Origin of the sequence: Streptomyces sp. NBC_00376, assembly GCF_036077095.1 — a bacterium.
In the GTDB taxonomy this organism is placed as follows: Bacteria; Actinomycetota; Actinomycetes; order Streptomycetales; family Streptomycetaceae; genus Streptomyces.
The window spans coordinates 6220292-6235079 of sequence record NZ_CP107960.1; the positions used below are offsets into that span (position 1 = coordinate 6220292).

Genomic DNA, 14788 nt, shown 5'->3' on the forward strand with positions numbered 1-14788 from the left:
GAAACGTATCGCCGCTGGTACGGGGCCCGGCGGGGCGGGTCGCAGGGGCGGCCGGGCGGGCAGCACAAGGGCCCGGTACCCCGGGGCCTCCCGTCCGGACCGGGCCGTGCTTCGGCCGGATCCGAGCAGTGGGGTCCGTATGGGGGTACCGGGCCGGGTCGGTGCGGCGGGTCAGCCGCGGGCGTAGACCTTCTCCGCCCAGCCGGCGATCTGCTCCGCGGTGAGGTGCTGCGCCAGGTCGGCTTCGCTGATCATGCCGATCAGCATCTTGTCCTCGACGACCGGGAGCCGGCGGATGTGGTGGGTCTGCATCTCCTCCAGAACCATGTCCACGCCCGCCTCCGAGTCGATCCAGCGGGGGGTGCCCTGGGCGAGGTCGCCCGCCGTCATCTTCGACGGATCGTGGCCCATCGCCACACAGCCGATCACGATGTCGCGGTCCGTGAGGATCCCGATCATCCGGTCCTTCTCGCCGCTGGCCGAGATGGGCAGTGCGCCGACCTTGTGGTCACGCATCAGCTGCGCGGCCCGGTCGAGCGTCTCGTGCGCGGGGATCCATGTGGCCCCGGTGTGCATGATGTCCTTGGCAGTGGTCATGAGGGATTCCTCCTGCGTGCCGATGGGCATGCTGTACGACCCCGAGCGAACCCATCGTCATGGGCCCGTTCGGGGGACGCGACCGCTCTCACCCGTTCGGGTGCACCTGCGGATCCGGGGAATGTTTCAGGACCGGGGTGCGGAGCCTCGCGCAGTGAGCATCCCGGCCATCTCGTCCAGCTCCGACTGCTGGGCCTCGACCATCCCGCCGGCGAGCCGCTTCTCCGCCTTCACCGTGCACAGCTTCGCGCAGCCGCGGGCCATGTCGACGCCGCCCTCGTGGTGCTCGGTCATCAGCCGGAGGTACTGGACCTCGGCCGCTCTGCCGCTCGCGGCCCGGAGCCGGTCCAGCTCGGTCCTGGTGGCCATGCCGGGCATGAGGGAGCCGTCGTGGGCCCGGTAGCCGGTCCCCGTGCCCGCCATGTCGTCCATGCCGTTCATCGAGTGGCCCTCGTGCCCGGCCGCCATCCAGGCCATCGGCTGCCCGGCGGACGTCTTCGGCAGCTCCCACAGATCCAGCCAGCCCAGCAGCATGCCCCGCTGATTGGCCTGCGTATTGGCGATGTCGTACGCGAGCCGGCGCACCTCCTCGTCCTTCGTGCGGTCACGGACGATGAAGGACATCTCCACGGCCTGCTGGTGGTGGACCGCCATGTCGCGGGCGAAACCGGCGTCCGCCGAGTCCGCCTCCGGTGTGCGCGGCGCGGCCGCGACACGGTCCGCCCCGCTTCCGTCCTCGCGAGCGGAGGCGACCGTCGCCACCCCCGCGAACAGCAGCGCGAGCACCACGGCGGAGCCCGCCACCCACTCGACGCGCCGGATGCGCCTCCCCGCGGTCACTGCGCCTCCAGCCCGCCCGAGCACGTCGCACCGGGCTCGGGCGTCTGCGCCCCCTGCACGAACTTCGAGAAGAACTGCTCGACCCGCGGGTCGTCGGCGCCGTCCACGGTCAGCTGGTTGCCCCAGGCGGTCAGCATGATCGTTCCGGACTGGCCCTCGTACGGGCTCATCAGCGAGTACGGCGTCCTGCCGACCCGCTCGGCGAGCTTCGCCACCTCGGCGGCCGGGGCCTTGTCCGTGTACGTCACCCACACCGCTCCGTGCTCCATCGCGTGCACGGCGTTCACATCGGGTACCGCGTTCTTGTAGACCCGGCCGTCGCAATTCATCCATACGGGGTTGTGGTCGCCGCCGACCGGCGGCTTCATCGGGTAGGCGACGGTCCCGGTGACGTGGTTGCGGGTCAGCTTCTTCGCGTCCCAGGTCCGCAGCCCCTCGATCGGCCCACCGGCGGCCTTCTTCTGCTCTGCCGAGGGCGCCTTGTCGTCCGCCGCCGGGGCGGCCTGCTTCTGCTCGGACGCCTCGGACTTCTCCAGCACCATGTACGAGCCGAAGCCGACCAGCCCCACGACCACGAGCACGCTCAGGCTTATGGCCAGGGCACGGTCGCGGCGCTGCCGCGCGCGGTGGGCGTCGTGCTGCTGCGCCATGGGGGTCCTGGGGTCGAAGCTCATGTCGTCAGGTCCTTCTGGGAAGGGGTGGGGACGGACGGGCCGGAGGCCGGGAGAACCGGCACGCGCGGGGCCGTCATGAAGACGTTCCACCCCTTGCGCGCCATGGGCGCCGATCGTAGTGGGTGGCCGGGTGCTCCATCTCACTTCGTGTGCGTAATCTGGGTGAAATCCCGGGTCGTGATACTGGAGCTCCTCCCCTACCCCGGGCGGTGGTGCACGGACCGTCTGAACTGCAAGGATGTGGCTATGGACAAGCAGCAGGAATTCGTCCTCAGGACGCTTGAGGAGCGCGACATCCGCTTCGTACGGCTGTGGTTCACCGATGTCCTCGGCTACCTCAAATCCGTCGCGGTCGCCCCCGCGGAGCTGGAGCAGGCGTTCGACGAGGGCATCGGCTTCGACGGCTCTGCCATCGAGGGCTTCGCCCGGGTGTACGAGTCCGACATGATCGCCAAGCCGGACCCCGGCACCTTCCAGATCCTGCCGTGGCGGGCGGAGGCCCCCGGCACGGCCCGGATGTTCTGCGACATCCTGATGCCTGACGGCTCACCGTCCTTCGCCGACCCGCGCTACGTCCTCAAGCGCATCCTCGCCAAGACCTCCGACCTGGGCTTCACCTTCTACACCCACCCGGAGATCGAGTTCTTCCTGCTGAAGGACAAGCCGGTCGACGGCAGCCGCCCCACCCCCGCGGACAGCTCCGGCTACTTCGACCACACCCCGCAGAACGTCGGCATGGACTTCCGCCGCCAGGCGATCACCATGCTCGAATCCATGGGGATCTCGGTCGAGTTCAGCCACCACGAGGGCGCCCCCGGCCAGCAGGAGATCGATCTGCGGTACGCGGACGCGCTCTCCACCGCCGACAACATCATGACCTTCCGCCTGGTGATGAAGCAGGTCGCGCTGGAGCAGGGCGTGCAGGCTACGTTCATGCCGAAGCCGTTCTCCGAGTACCCCGGCTCGGGCATGCACACCCACCTCTCCCTCTTCGAGGGCGACCGCAACGCCTTCTACGAGTCGGGCGCCGAGTACCAGCTCTCCAAGGTCGGCCGCTCCTTCATCGCCGGCCTGCTCACCCACGCCGCGGAGATCTCCGCCGTCACCAACCAGTGGGTCAACTCCTACAAGCGCATCTGGGGCGGCTCCTCCCGGGCGGCGGGCGCCGGCGGCGAGGCCCCCTCGTACATCTGCTGGGGCCACAACAACCGCTCCGCGCTCATCCGCGTACCGATGTACAAGCCCGGCAAGACCGGCTCCGCCCGGGTGGAGGTCCGCTCCATCGACTCCGGCGCCAACCCCTACCTGACGTACGCGGTGCTCCTCGCCGCGGGTCTCAAGGGCATAGAGGAGGGCTACGAACTCCCGGCCGGCGCCGACGACGACGTCTGGGCGCTGTCCGACGCGGAGCGCCGCGCGATGGGCATCGAGCCGCTGCCGCAGAACCTGGGCGAGGCGATCGCACTGATGGAGAAGAGCGAACTGGTCGCCGAGACGCTCGGCGAGCACGTCTTCGACTTCTTCCTGCGCAACAAGAAGCAGGAGTGGGAGGAGTACCGCTCCGAGGTCACCGCCTTCGAGCTGAAGGCGCTGCTGCCGGTGCTGTAGCCACTTCGCGGCGACGCGACGACGATCCGGGCCGGAGGCGGCATGCCTTTGGCCCGGAGTGCGTTCGGGTTGAATACCGGCATGCGAATGAGCGACGACCAGGCGAGAACCGGTGCCCGGCTGACAACGTCCGGCTGTCTGGCCGGCCTGCTGGTCGCGCTCGCGATCCCGCTGTGGATTGTCGGAGCGCTCCTGCTCGACGTCCTCTCCCGCTGAGAAGCCGCGCCGACGGTGCCGAACAGGCCGTGGAACGAAGCCAGTTGGGGGACTGGTAGGAAAGTTTCCTGTTCGCTAGCATTCCCGGCGGTGGCTCGGCGCGGTGCCCCGCTTCCGCAGGCATGACGCGCTCAGTGAGAGCTCTGGCCCGGCCACCACGACCCCGTCCCCTGCCCGCACCCGGGCCGGATGCGGGGCCACGCAACGATGCCCAGCTCTCGCCACCCCCACAAGGCCAGGAGTCCAGGGATGCACCCGAACGGCTCAGCTTTGCCCCTCACGCCCACGCGGCGCCGTACGGTGGGCGTGGTCGTCGCCGCCGTACTCGTCCTCGTGGGCGGCCTGTTGCTCGCCTACCCCGACCGGGCCGGCGCGGCCGCCGACCCCCTCATCTCGGGCGGCAGGACCGCCACCTCCTCCTCCGACGAAAGCTCCGAATTCGGACCGCAGAACGCCTTCGACGGCGACCCGGCCACCCGCTGGGCGAGCGTCGAGGGCAAGGACCCGCAGTGGCTGAGCGTCGACCTCGGCGCCGGTGCCGGCGTCACGCGGGTCAAGCTCAGCTGGGAGGACGCGTACGCCAAGGCGTACCGGATCGAGATCTCCGCCGACGGCACCACCTGGACCCGGCTCGCCGAGGAGACGGCCGGGAACGGCGGCACCGACGACTGGGCCTCCCTCACCGGCAAGGGCCGCTACCTGCGCGTGTACGGCACCGCACGCGGCACCGCCTACGGCTACTCGCTGTACGGGATGGAGGTGTACGGCACGCCCGGCAGCGAGCCGCCGCAGACCGGCGCCTTCACCGTGGTCGCCGCCGGTGACATCGCCGCCCAGTGCACCGCTTCCGACAGCGGCTGCGCCCACCCCAAGACCGCGGCGCTGGCCCAGAAGATCGACCCGAAGTTCTACCTGACGATGGGCGACAGCCAGTACGACGACGCCCGGATCGCCGACTTCCGCGCCTACTACGACAAGACCTGGGGCGCCTTCAAGGCCAAGACGCGTCCGGTGCCGGGCAACCACGAGACGTACGACCCGGCCGGTGCGCTGGCCGGCTACAAGGCGTACTTCGGCGCCATCGCCTCCCCCCAGGGCAAGACCTACTACAGCTACGACGAGGGCAACTGGCACTTCATCGCCCTCGACTCCAACTCCTTCGACGGCAGCGCCCAGATCGACTGGCTCAAGGCCGACATCGCCAAGAACAGCAAGGCGTGCGTCGCCGCCTACTGGCACCACCCGCTCTACTCCTCGGGCGGGCACGGCAACGACCCGGTCAGCAGGCCGGTCTGGAAGCTCCTGTACGCGGCCAAGGCCGACCTGGTGCTCAACGGGCACGACCACCACTACGAACGGTTCGCCCCGCAGAACCCCGACGGGAAGGCCGTCGCCGACGGGATCACCGAGATCGTCGGCGGGATGGGTGGCGCCGAGCCCTACCCCATCGAGGAGGTCCAGCCCAACAGCCAGAAGCGGATCAGCGGTGAATACGGCGTCCTGAAGCTGGACTTCACCGACTCCGGCTACAGCTGGAACTACGTCGGCACCGACGGCAAGACCAAGGACACCAGCCCGAAGTACACCTGCCACTGATGTACCTGGCGACCACAGGCCGCCGGGACGCACCGGCCCGGCCCCGCTCCGGCGGGGCGGGCCGGGGCGTTCCCGGCACCGTACTCGCACTCGGCACGGTCAGCCTCGTCACCGACATCTCCTCCGAGATGGTCACCGCGGTGCTGCCGCTCTACCTGGTCCTCGGACTCGGTCTCTCGCCCCTCCAATTCGGCTTCCTGGACGGCCTGTTCAACGGTGCCGCCGCCGTCGTACGACTGCTCGGCGGATACGCCGCCGACCGCGGCCGCGGCCACAAACGGGTCGCCGGGCTCGGCTACGCCCTCTCCGCCCTCTCCCGGCTCGGCCTGCTGCTCGCGGGCGGCGCCACCGCCCAGATCGCCGCCGCCCTCGCCACCGACCGGATCGGCAAGGGCATCCGCACGGCACCCCGCGACGCGCTGATCACCCTGAGCAGCCGGCCCGAGGCGCTCGGCCGGTCCTTCGGCGTGCACCGGGCGATGGACACCACGGGCGCCCTGCTCGGCCCGCTCGCCGCGTTCGCGCTGCTCTGGGCGACCGCCGACGCCTACGACGCGGTGTTCGTCGTCAGCTTCTGCGTCGGCCTGCTCGGCGTACTGCTCCTCGTGCTGTACGTCCCCGGGCAGCAGCCGGCACCGAAACCGGTGATCCCGGCTCCCCGCGGGCGCAAGGCGTTCGCGGCGCTCCGCGACCCCGCCTTCCGGCGGATCCTGGCGGCGGCCTGTCTGCTCGGCGCCGCCACCGTCGGCGACGCCTTCGTCTACCTCCTGCTCCAGCACCGGCTCGACCTCCCCGTCAGCTGGTTCCCGCTGCTGCCGCTCGGCGCGGCGGCCTGCTACCTGCTGCTGGCGATCCCGGCGGGCCGGATCGCCGACCGGGTCGGCCGGCGGCTGCCGTTCCTGTACGGACACCTCGCGCTGCTCGGCGTGTACGCCACGCTCCTCGCCCCGGCCGGCGGCCCGGCCCCGCTCCTCCTGGTACCCGTCCTCGTGCTGCTCGGGGTCTTCTACGCCACCACCGACGGGGTGCTGATGGCGCTGGCCGGGCCCGTGCTGCCCGCCGACGGCAGGGCGGGCGGACTCGCCGTGCTCCAGACCGGACAGGCGCTGGCCCGGATGCTCGCCGCGGCGGGCTTCGGCGCCGCCTGGACCCTGTGGGGGCCGAAGCCCGCGCTGTGGGCGGCCCTCTCGGCCCTGCTCGCCGCCCTCGCGGGCGGCTGGGCGCTGCTGCCGCGCAACCCCTCCGTTGCCCCGGCCCACGGGGAACCGGAAGCCCAGATCCCCGGAAGGCGGACCGCATGAGTGCCAGGTTCCCGAAAGCCGCGACCCCGCTGAGCCCCCGCGCCAGGATCGCCGTCGTGGTGGCCGCGGTGCTGCTCCTCGCGGGCGGCTCCGTCGGGTACGTGATGCACGCCGGACAGCGGACGAAGGGCCAACGCACCGAGGCCGACGCCTCGTTCACCCTCGCCGGCCCCGCGCTGTACTTCCGGGACACGGCCGGCGGGCGCGTCGCGCACCAGCCGCTCACCGACGCCCGGACCGGCGGCGCCCGGACCCGCGGCGGGCCCGCCTGCGACCGGTTCTACGCCTCGGACGAAGGCGCGCTCTGCCTGCGGGCCAGGCCCGGGGTGCTGCCGAAGACGTACGCGATCGTCCTCGACCGGCAGTTGCGCGAGAAGCGCCGGATCACCGTGCCCGGCGTACCCACCCGCGCCCGGGTCTCCGCCTCCGGGCGGATGCTGTCCTGGACGGTGTTCGCGACCGGTGACTCGTACGCCACCACGTCCTTCTCCACCCGCACCGCCATCCTCGACCAGCGCACCGGATACCTCATCAAGTCCATGGAGAACATCCAGCTCACCATCGACGGCGCCCGCTACCACGCCCCCGACGTCAACTACTGGGGCGTGACCTTCGCCCGCGACGACAACCGCTTCTACGCGACCGTCTCCACCAAGGGCCGCACCTACCTCGTCGAGGGGAACATGCGGGACTGGACGGCGAAGGCGCTGCGGCAGAACGTCGAATGCCCCTCCCTGTCGCCCGACAACACCAAGCTCGCCTTCAAGAAGAAGGTCTCCGACGACGCCGCCGCGCCCTGGCGCCTGTACGTCCTCGACCTGCGCACCATGCGTGAGACGCCGCTCGCCGAGAAGCACAGCGTCGACGACCAGGCGGCCTGGCTGGACGACGGCACGCTCGCCTACGCGCTGCCGGGCGCGGGCGGCCGGGGGAGCGACATCTGGACCGTGCCCGCGGACGGGACGGGGACGCCCCGCATGGCCGTGGAGGGCGGGTCGTCGCCGGTCGCGGTGGCGGCCCCGGCATCGGCGGGCTGAGCCGGACCTTGTCCGGAGCGCGACAGGCTCGACACGGCCGGTGTAATGTGACGCATCCCCACACGGGGGCCGACCAAGGAGGTGAGACCCATCAACGCTGTATCAGGCTGGGTGCTCAGCTCCCGCGAACGCGTCGTCGACCCGGCATAGTCGACCGCGGAGCGCCCATCGGCTTTCCCGAAAGGCTCCGCTCATGTCGGTCACCGCTTCACCGCTCACCCTCTCCGCCATCGTTCCCGCGCTCCGCGCCGCCGGCTGTGTATTCGCCGAGGACGAGGCGGAACTGATCCTCTCCACCGCCACCGACCCCGCCACGATCACGGCCATGGTCGAACGGCGGGTCGCCGGGCTCCCCCTGGAACACGTCCTGGGCTGGGCCGAGTTCGACGGCCTGCGGATCGCCGTCGACCCCGGCGTCTTCGTACCCCGCCGCCGCACCGAGTTCCTGGTCCGGCAGGCCGCCGCCCTCACCGCTCCCGGAGCGGTCGTCGTCGACCTGTGCTGCGGCTCGGGAGCCCTCGGCGCCGCGCTCGCCGCGACGCTGGGCCGGGCCGAACTCCACGCCGCGGACGTCGAACCCGCCGCCGTGCGGTGCGCCCGCCGCAACATCGGCGACGCGGGCGAGGTGTACGAGGGCGACCTCTTCGAACCGCTGCCCTCCTCGCTGCGCGGCCGGGTGGAGATCCTGCTCGCCAACGTGCCGTACGTCCCCACGGACGACGTCGAACTGCTTCCCCCGGAGGCCCGTATCCACGAACCGAGGGTGGCGCTCGACGGCGGCGCGGACGGCCTCGACGTCCTGCGCCGGGTCACCGCCGAGGCCCCGCGGTGGCTGGCACCCGGCGGGCATCTGCTGGTCGAGACGAGCGAGCGGCAGGCGGTACGGGCCGAGGAGACCGTCGCCCGCAGCGGCCTGATCCCGCGCGTCGTGCGCTCCGAGGAGCTCTACGCGACCGTCGTCATCGCGACCAGACCCGGCCCGGCCGCCCCGTCCGCGAGCGGCACGGTCAGCTGAACCGCCACCGGGTCTGACTGAAACGGGCGCCCTTGCCGAAGCCGAAGGCCTTGCGGGGGCGCACCTGGAACACCAGCGCCGTATGGCCCGGGTGCACGAAGGCGCCGCCCCGGACGTCGAAGTGCCACTCCGGGCCGTACTTCGCCTCCCAGGCCGTGGCCAGCAGTTCCAGCCGGCCCTTGTCCGTCACCCGTTCCGCCCAGCCCTCGACCACCACGTCGAGCCCCTCCGACATGGTGTTGGTCCCGGTCGTCAGCACCACTTCGGGGTTGGCGGCCAGGTTGCGGGCCTTGCGCTCCTCGGCGCCGGTGGCGAAGTGCAGCGCGCCGTCCGCCCACACCCCGATCAGCGGAGTGACGTGCGGTCGGCCGTCCGGGCGGACCGTGGACAGCCAGTACAGCTCCGCCGTGGTCAGCAGGTCCCTCGCCGTCGACCACGGGCAGGCCGTCGCGTCCTTGTCGCTGTAGTCGCCGTCCAGCTCGGCGTAGGGTTCGAATCCGGACATGCGGGCCTCCCGGTCTGCTCCTGGAAAAGATCGTGCCCGCGAAATGCGGACCGCACACCCGCGCCGGAGCACCCGGAGCAAGGCTAGGCTCGGAACGCTGAATGGTGTGTGGGCGGCGAGCGGGAGAGCACGAATGACGACGGTGCCGGGGCGAAGGAGCAGCACGTTCACCCGACTGCTGCGGCACGGCTTCACCGACCCCTCCGCCGCCGAGCGGCTGCTCGACCTGCCCGATCTGTCGTCCGTACGCTCCGACCCGGTGCTGCTCGAAGCGCTCGGCGCCACCGCCGACCCGGATCTGGCACTGAACGGGCTCGTCCGGCTGGTGGAGGCCGAGGAGGCGGACGAGCGGCGGGTCCTGCTGGACACGCTCATCACCGCCAAACCGCTGCGGGACCGGCTGCTCGGGGTGCTCGGCGCCTCCGAGGCGCTCGGCGACCATCTCGCCCGTCACCCCCGCGACTGGCAGGCCCTGGTCACCTACGAGGCCACCGATCTCCACCCCGGCGTGGCCGAGTTCGAGCAGGGGCTCGCCGGGGCCGACGACCCGGACTCGCTGCGCGTCTCCTACCGCCGGTGCCTGCTGTCGATAGCGGCCCGTGACGTGTGCGGTACGACGGACGTCGCCGAGGCCGCCGCCGAGCTGGCCGACCTGGCCACCGCGACCCTGCGGGCGGCGCTCGCCATCGCCCGTACGGCGGCGCCCGCCGACGCCGCCCGCTGCCGGCTCGCCGTCATCGCGATGGGCAAGTGCGGCGGGCACGAGCTGAACTACGTCTCCGACGTCGACGTCATCTTCGTCGCGGAACCGGTCGACGGCTACGAGGAGAGCGAGGCCGTGCAGGCCGCCACCAGGCTGGCCGCGCACATGATGCGGATCTGCTCCGACACGACCGTCGAGGGCACCATCTGGCCCGTCGACGCCAACCTCCGCCCCGAGGGCCGCAACGGCCCCCTGGTGCGGACCCTCTCCTCGCACCTGGCGTACTACCAGCGCTGGGCCAAGACCTGGGAGTTCCAGGCGCTGCTCAAGGCCCGTCCGGTGGCCGGCGACCCCGAGCTCGGCGCGGAGTACGTCGATGCCGTCTCGCCGCTCGTGTGGCAGGCCGCGGACCGCGAGAACTTCGTCCCCGACGTGCAGAAGATGCGCCGCCGCGTCGTCGACAACATCCCCGCCGACCGCGTCGACCGCGAGATCAAGCTCGGCCCCGGCGGCCTGCGGGACGTCGAATTCGCCGTACAGCTCCTCCAGTTGGTGCACGGCCGCAGTGACGCCACCCTGCGCAGCGGCACCACGCTGGAGGCCCTGCGCGCCCTCGCCGAGGGCGGCTACGTGGGGCGGGTGGACGCCGCGCAACTGGACGACGCCTACCGCTTCCTGCGCGCCATGGAACACCGCATCCAGCTCTACCGGCTGCGCCGCACCCACCTCGTCCCGGAGGACGCGCCGGACCTGCGGCGGATCGGCCGCTCCCTCGGGATGCGCACGGACCCGATCACCGAACTCAACCAGGCGTGGAAGCGCCACGCCTCCGTGGTGCGGCGGCTGCACGAGAAGCTGTTCTACCGGCCGCTGCTCGACGCCGTCGCCCAGCTCGCGCCCGGCGAGTCCCGGCTCAGCGCGAAGGCGGCCGCGCACCGGCTCGAAGCGCTCGGCTACGCGGATCCGGCCGCCGCGCTCCGGCACCTGGAGGCGCTGTCGTCCGGGGTGTCCCGCAAGGCCGCCATCCAGCGCACCCTGCTGCCGGTGCTGCTCGGCTGGTTCGCGGACTCCGCCGATCCGGACGCCGGGCTGCTCGGCTTCCGCAAGGTGTCCGACGCCCTCGGCAAGACCCCCTGGTACCTGCGGCTGCTGCGGGACGAGGGCGCGGCGGCGGAGAACCTCGCCCGGGTCCTGTCGGCCGGCCGGCTCGCCCCCGACCTGCTGCTGCGGGCCCCGGAGGCGGTGGCGCTGCTCGGCGACCCGCAGGGGCTGCGGCCGCGCACCCGGGAGAACCTGGAGCAGGAGGTGCTGGCCGCGGTGGGACGCGCGGACGACGCCGAGACCGCGGTCGCGGTGGTGCGCGGGGTGCGGCGGCGCGAGCTGTTCCGGACCACGGCCTCGGACCTCATCGGCTCGTACGGCACGGAGGACAGGCCCGCCGAGGAGGACCCGGGGGCGCTGGTCGACCGGGTCGGCAACGCGGTCACCGATCTGAACGCCGTCGCGATCGCGGGCGCCCTGCGCGCCGCCGTGCGCGAACAGTGGGGGGACACCCTGCCCACCCGGTTCGCGGTCATCGGCATGGGCCGGTTCGGCGGCCACGAGCTCGGCTACGGCTCCGACGCCGATGTGCTGTTCGTCCACTCGCCGCGCGAGGGCGTCGACGAGCAGGAGGCCGGCCGGGCCGCGAACGCGGTGGTCGCCGAGATGCGCCGGCTGCTCCAACTGCCCACGGCCGACCCGCCGTTGATCATCGACGCGGACCTGCGTCCGGAGGGCAAGAGCGGACCCCTGGTACGTTCGCTGGCGTCGTACGAGGCCTACTACCGGCGCTGGTCCCTGGTCTGGGAGAGCCAGGCGCTGCTGCGCGCCGAACCGGTCGCGGGCGACGCGGAACTGGGCCGCGACTTCATCGACCTGATCGACCCGCTGCGCTATCCCATGGAAGGCCTGGGGGAGGACGCGGTCCGTGAGATCCGGCGGCTGAAGGCCCGGATGGAGTCCGAGCGGCTGCCGCGCGGCGCGGACCCGACGCTCCACACCAAGCTGGGGCGCGGCGGGCTGAGCGATGTCGAGTGGACCGTCCAGCTGATGCAGATGCAGCACGGCTGGGCGGAACCGGGGCTGCGCACCACCCGCACCCGCGAGGCACTGGCCGCGGCCTGCGCGGCGGAGCTGATCTCCGGCGAGGACGCGGCGACACTGGACGAGGCGTGGGTGCTGGCGACCCGGGTGCGCAACGCGGTGATGCTGGTACGCGGCCGGCCGGGCGACACCTTCCCGTCGGGACCGCGTGAACTCCTCGCGGTCGGGCGGTACCTGGGGTACGAGCCGGGGCACGTCGGGGACATGCTGGACGACTACCGGCGGATCACCCGGCGGGCGCGGGCGGTGATGGAGGAGCGGTTCTACGGGGCGTGATACGGGCGCGAGACGGTCCGCCGGCCGCCCCCGTCACGCCTCCTTCGCGTCCAGCAGCGCGCGGGCGTGCCCGATGAACGCGCCCAGCGCCAGTTCGAACGCCGCGTCGGCCCGCCCCGTGCCCACCGCGGCCAGCGCCTCGGCGAGGCGGGGTGTCGTGGTGTCGTCCGGGAGCTCCCACATCGTCTCCGGGGCCGCCAGGTCCAGCGCCGAACCCAGCACCAGGTTCTCCAGCGCGGTGATCACCGTCATCACCTCGGCCATCGCGAAGCCGACGCCCAGCAGCAGCCGGACCGCCCGCTCGTAGTGGTCCAGGACCTTCGGGGCGCGCACCGGTGACGTCGTCAGCAGCGGAATCGCCCGCGGGTGGGCGGCGAACGCGGCACGGTAGGAGCGGGCCCATGCCGTCATGGCCGCGTCCCAGGGCTCCACGTCGAAGGCCGCGGAGTCGATCGCGGCGCACACCCGTTCCCGGACGAGCTCGACGACGCCGCCCCTTCCGTCCACATGGTGGTAGAGCGACCCGGTCTGCACCCCGAGCCGTCGGGCTATCTGAGGGACGCTGAACTCGCCCTGCTCGTCGATGAGTTCGAGCGCCGTGCTGGTTATGCGCTCCCGGTCCAGCAGCGGTGTGCGCGGCCGTCCCATGCCTGGTTCTCCTGACGTGTGTCCACCGGAAGGTCTTCCCGGATGCCCGTGGGTGAGGCTACATTGCGCGAAACCGAAAGCCTTTAGATTTTCGGTCGCCGGTCCCTGCTCCCCGCCAGTCGCAGAAGGGCTCCCCTTTCGCATGGATGCGCCAACCCTCAGAAAAGGCACCCTCGGTACCGCCGACATCGCCTTCTTCGTCATCTCGGCGGCCGCCCCGCTCACGGTGATGGCCGGAGTCGCCCCCATAGCCATCATGCTCGGCGGCATCGGCGCCCCGGTCGGCTATCTGCTGGCCGGGGTGACCCTCGCGATATTCGCCATCGGGTTCACCACCATGAGCCGCCACGTCCGCAGCGGCGGCGCGTTCTACGCCTACATCACCCGGGGCCTCGGCCGCCCCGTCGGCATCGCCTCCGCCCTGATCGCGATGCTCGGCTACAACGGCATGGAGATCGGCGTCTACGGGCTGCTCGGCTCCACCACCGCCGACACCGCCAAGGCCCTGTGGGGCATCGACATCCCCTGGCTGCCGGTCTCCCTCGCCGGGCTGCTGCTCATCTGGTACGGCGGCTTCCGCTCCATCGACTTCGGCGCCAAGGTCCTCGGGGTGCTGCTCGTCGCCGAGACCGGCATCCTCGTACTGCTCGCCGGCGGAGTGCTCCTGGACGGTGGGGCCGACGGGATCTCGTTCGCCTCCTTCACCCCGGGCAACGTCCTCGTACCCGGCACGGCGGCCGTGCTGGCCTGCGCGTTCGCCGCCTTCACCGGCTTCGAGTCCACGGTCATCTACCGGCGTGAGGCACGGAACCCGGACCGCACCGTCCCCCGCGCCACCTATATCGCCGTCGCGTTCCTCGGGCTCTTCTACTCGTTCATCGTCTGGACCGTCATCCAGGCGTTCGGCGACGCGGACGTCGTCCAGGCAGCCACCACCGACCCGGGCGGACTCTTCTTCTCCGCCATCACCCACTACGTCGGCTCCTGGGCCGCGGACCTGATGCACATCCTGATCGTCACCAGCGTCCTCGCCTCGCTGCTCGCCTTCCACAACGCCATCAACCGGTACGGACTCGCGCTCTCCGAGGAAGGGGTGCTGCCCGCGGCCCTGGGCCGCATCCACCACCGCCACCGTTCCCCCTACGTGGCCGGGCTCGCCCAGATCGCCCTCGGAGCCGTGATCGTCATCGGCTTCGCGGCGGCCGGCGCCGACCCGTACGCGCAACTGCTGCTCTGGGTCAACACTCCGGGAATGCTCGGCCTGATGCTGCTCCAGCTGCTCGCCGCGATCGCCGTACCGCTCTTCTTCCGCCGGTTCGCGCACGACGAGGGAAGGTTCCGCACCGTCGTCGCGCCGGTCGTCGCCTCCGTACTGCTGGCAGCCGCGATCTTCCTGGTCACCGACCATGTCGACCTGTTCTCCGGCGCCTCGACCGGGGTGAACATCGTGCTCGTCTCGCTGGTGCCCGCGGTCTTCCTGATCGGACTGGCACTCGCGTACCGGCTGAAGCGCGACAGGCCCGAGGTGTACGCCCGTTTCGCGGCCGAGCCGTCATCGCCACCGTCGCAGGAGCCCGCGGCCGAGGCCGCCCCCGTCACTGCCACCGCCGCCACCACCGTCTAAGGA

Annotated in this window: 13 protein-coding genes; 8 read left to right on the top strand and 5 right to left on the bottom strand. The window is 71.7% G+C overall.

The window, feature by feature from the left end; all coding sequences use genetic code 11:
- Positions 1-171: 171 nt before the first annotated feature.
- The 3 genes from OG842_RS28080 to OG842_RS28090 form a co-directional block, all read right to left on the bottom strand.
- Entirely contained in the window at positions 172-597 is a 426-nt protein-coding gene (locus OG842_RS28080; RefSeq protein ID WP_266736983.1) for a CBS domain-containing protein, read from the bottom strand.
- 126 nt (positions 598-723) lie between these two features.
- Complete coding sequence (locus OG842_RS28085; RefSeq protein ID WP_266736981.1) at positions 724-1437, bottom strand: DUF305 domain-containing protein; 714 nt, start codon at positions 1435-1437, stop codon at positions 724-726.
- A complete protein-coding gene (locus OG842_RS28090; protein ID WP_266736979.1) occupies positions 1434-2111 on the bottom strand; it encodes a DUF3105 domain-containing protein in 678 nt (225 codons plus the stop codon). The genes OG842_RS28085 and OG842_RS28090 overlap by 4 nt, the downstream gene beginning before the upstream one ends.
- A 246-nt stretch (positions 2112-2357) precedes the next feature.
- Between OG842_RS28090 and glnA the strand changes: the two genes are divergently transcribed.
- The 6 genes from glnA (at position 2358) to OG842_RS28120 (ending at position 8884) form a co-directional block, all read left to right on the top strand.
- Positions 2358-3719, top strand: coding sequence for a type I glutamate--ammonia ligase (gene glnA / locus OG842_RS28095; RefSeq protein ID WP_072483343.1), 1362 nt, complete (start codon positions 2358-2360; stop codon positions 3717-3719).
- Positions 3720-3806: 87 nt separating this feature from the next.
- Positions 3807-3935, top strand: a complete 129-nt coding sequence (locus tag OG842_RS28100) for a hypothetical protein (RefSeq protein WP_266736977.1) — start codon at positions 3807-3809, stop codon at positions 3933-3935.
- A gap of 249 nt (positions 3936-4184) precedes the next feature.
- On the top strand, positions 4185-5531 hold the full coding sequence (locus OG842_RS28105; protein ID WP_266736975.1) for a discoidin domain-containing protein: 1347 nt from the start codon (positions 4185-4187) through the stop codon (positions 5529-5531).
- Positions 5531-6832 carry an MFS transporter gene (locus tag OG842_RS28110; protein ID WP_266736974.1) on the top strand — a complete coding sequence of 434 codons (1302 nt, stop codon included), beginning with the start codon at positions 5531-5533 and terminating at the stop codon, positions 6830-6832. The genes OG842_RS28105 and OG842_RS28110 overlap by 1 nt, the downstream gene beginning before the upstream one ends.
- Positions 6829-7869 (top strand): TolB family protein, encoded by a 1041-nt coding sequence (locus tag OG842_RS28115; protein ID WP_266736972.1) that lies wholly within the window; start codon positions 6829-6831, stop codon positions 7867-7869. The genes OG842_RS28110 and OG842_RS28115 overlap by 4 nt, the downstream gene beginning before the upstream one ends.
- A 193-nt stretch (positions 7870-8062) precedes the next feature.
- Positions 8063-8884, top strand: coding sequence for a putative protein N(5)-glutamine methyltransferase (locus tag OG842_RS28120; RefSeq protein WP_266736970.1), 822 nt, complete (start codon positions 8063-8065; stop codon positions 8882-8884).
- Here OG842_RS28120 and OG842_RS28125 read toward each other — a convergent pair.
- A complete protein-coding gene (locus OG842_RS28125) occupies positions 8877-9389 on the bottom strand; it encodes a pyridoxamine 5'-phosphate oxidase family protein (RefSeq protein WP_266736968.1) in 513 nt (170 codons plus the stop codon). The genes OG842_RS28120 and OG842_RS28125 overlap by 8 nt on opposite strands.
- A 133-nt stretch (positions 9390-9522) precedes the next feature.
- Between OG842_RS28125 and OG842_RS28130 the strand changes: the two genes are divergently transcribed.
- Positions 9523-12513: a bifunctional [glutamine synthetase] adenylyltransferase/[glutamine synthetase]-adenylyl-L-tyrosine phosphorylase gene (locus tag OG842_RS28130; RefSeq protein WP_266736967.1), complete on the top strand. Its 2991-nt coding sequence runs from the start codon at positions 9523-9525 to the stop codon at positions 12511-12513.
- A 33-nt stretch (positions 12514-12546) separates the two neighbouring features.
- Here OG842_RS28130 and OG842_RS28135 read toward each other — a convergent pair whose 3' ends face one another.
- Positions 12547-13161: a TetR/AcrR family transcriptional regulator C-terminal domain-containing protein gene (locus OG842_RS28135; protein WP_266736966.1), complete on the bottom strand. Its 615-nt coding sequence runs from the start codon at positions 13159-13161 to the stop codon at positions 12547-12549.
- Between the two features lie 142 nt (positions 13162-13303).
- On the opposite strand from OG842_RS28135, the gene OG842_RS28140 reads away from it, so the two are divergent.
- Positions 13304-14785 carry an APC family permease gene (locus OG842_RS28140; protein ID WP_266736964.1) on the top strand — a complete coding sequence of 494 codons (1482 nt, stop codon included), beginning with the start codon at positions 13304-13306 and terminating at the stop codon, positions 14783-14785.
- Positions 14786-14788: the final 3 nt, after the last annotated feature.

Coding starts and splice junctions, on each gene's coding strand:
- OG842_RS28090 (WP_266736979.1), bottom strand. CDS start 2,111: ATGAGCTTCGACCCCAGGACCCCCATGGCGCAGCAGCACGACGCCCAC.
- OG842_RS28100 (WP_266736977.1), top strand. CDS start 3,807: ATGAGCGACGACCAGGCGAGAACCGGTGCCCGGCTGACAACGTCCGGC.
- OG842_RS28125 (WP_266736968.1), bottom strand. CDS start 9,389: ATGTCCGGATTCGAACCCTACGCCGAGCTGGACGGCGACTACAGCGAC.
- OG842_RS28080 (WP_266736983.1), bottom strand. CDS start 597: ATGACCACTGCCAAGGACATCATGCACACCGGGGCCACATGGATCCCC.
- OG842_RS28130 (WP_266736967.1), top strand. CDS start 9,523: ATGACGACGGTGCCGGGGCGAAGGAGCAGCACGTTCACCCGACTGCTG.
- OG842_RS28105 (WP_266736975.1), top strand. CDS start 4,185: ATGCACCCGAACGGCTCAGCTTTGCCCCTCACGCCCACGCGGCGCCGT.
- OG842_RS28115 (WP_266736972.1), top strand. CDS start 6,829: ATGAGTGCCAGGTTCCCGAAAGCCGCGACCCCGCTGAGCCCCCGCGCC.
- OG842_RS28135 (WP_266736966.1), bottom strand. CDS start 13,161: ATGGGACGGCCGCGCACACCGCTGCTGGACCGGGAGCGCATAACCAGC.
- OG842_RS28110 (WP_266736974.1), top strand. CDS start 5,531: ATGTACCTGGCGACCACAGGCCGCCGGGACGCACCGGCCCGGCCCCGC.
- glnA (WP_072483343.1), top strand. CDS start 2,358: ATGGACAAGCAGCAGGAATTCGTCCTCAGGACGCTTGAGGAGCGCGAC.
- OG842_RS28140 (WP_266736964.1), top strand. CDS start 13,304: ATGGATGCGCCAACCCTCAGAAAAGGCACCCTCGGTACCGCCGACATC.
- OG842_RS28120 (WP_266736970.1), top strand. CDS start 8,063: ATGTCGGTCACCGCTTCACCGCTCACCCTCTCCGCCATCGTTCCCGCG.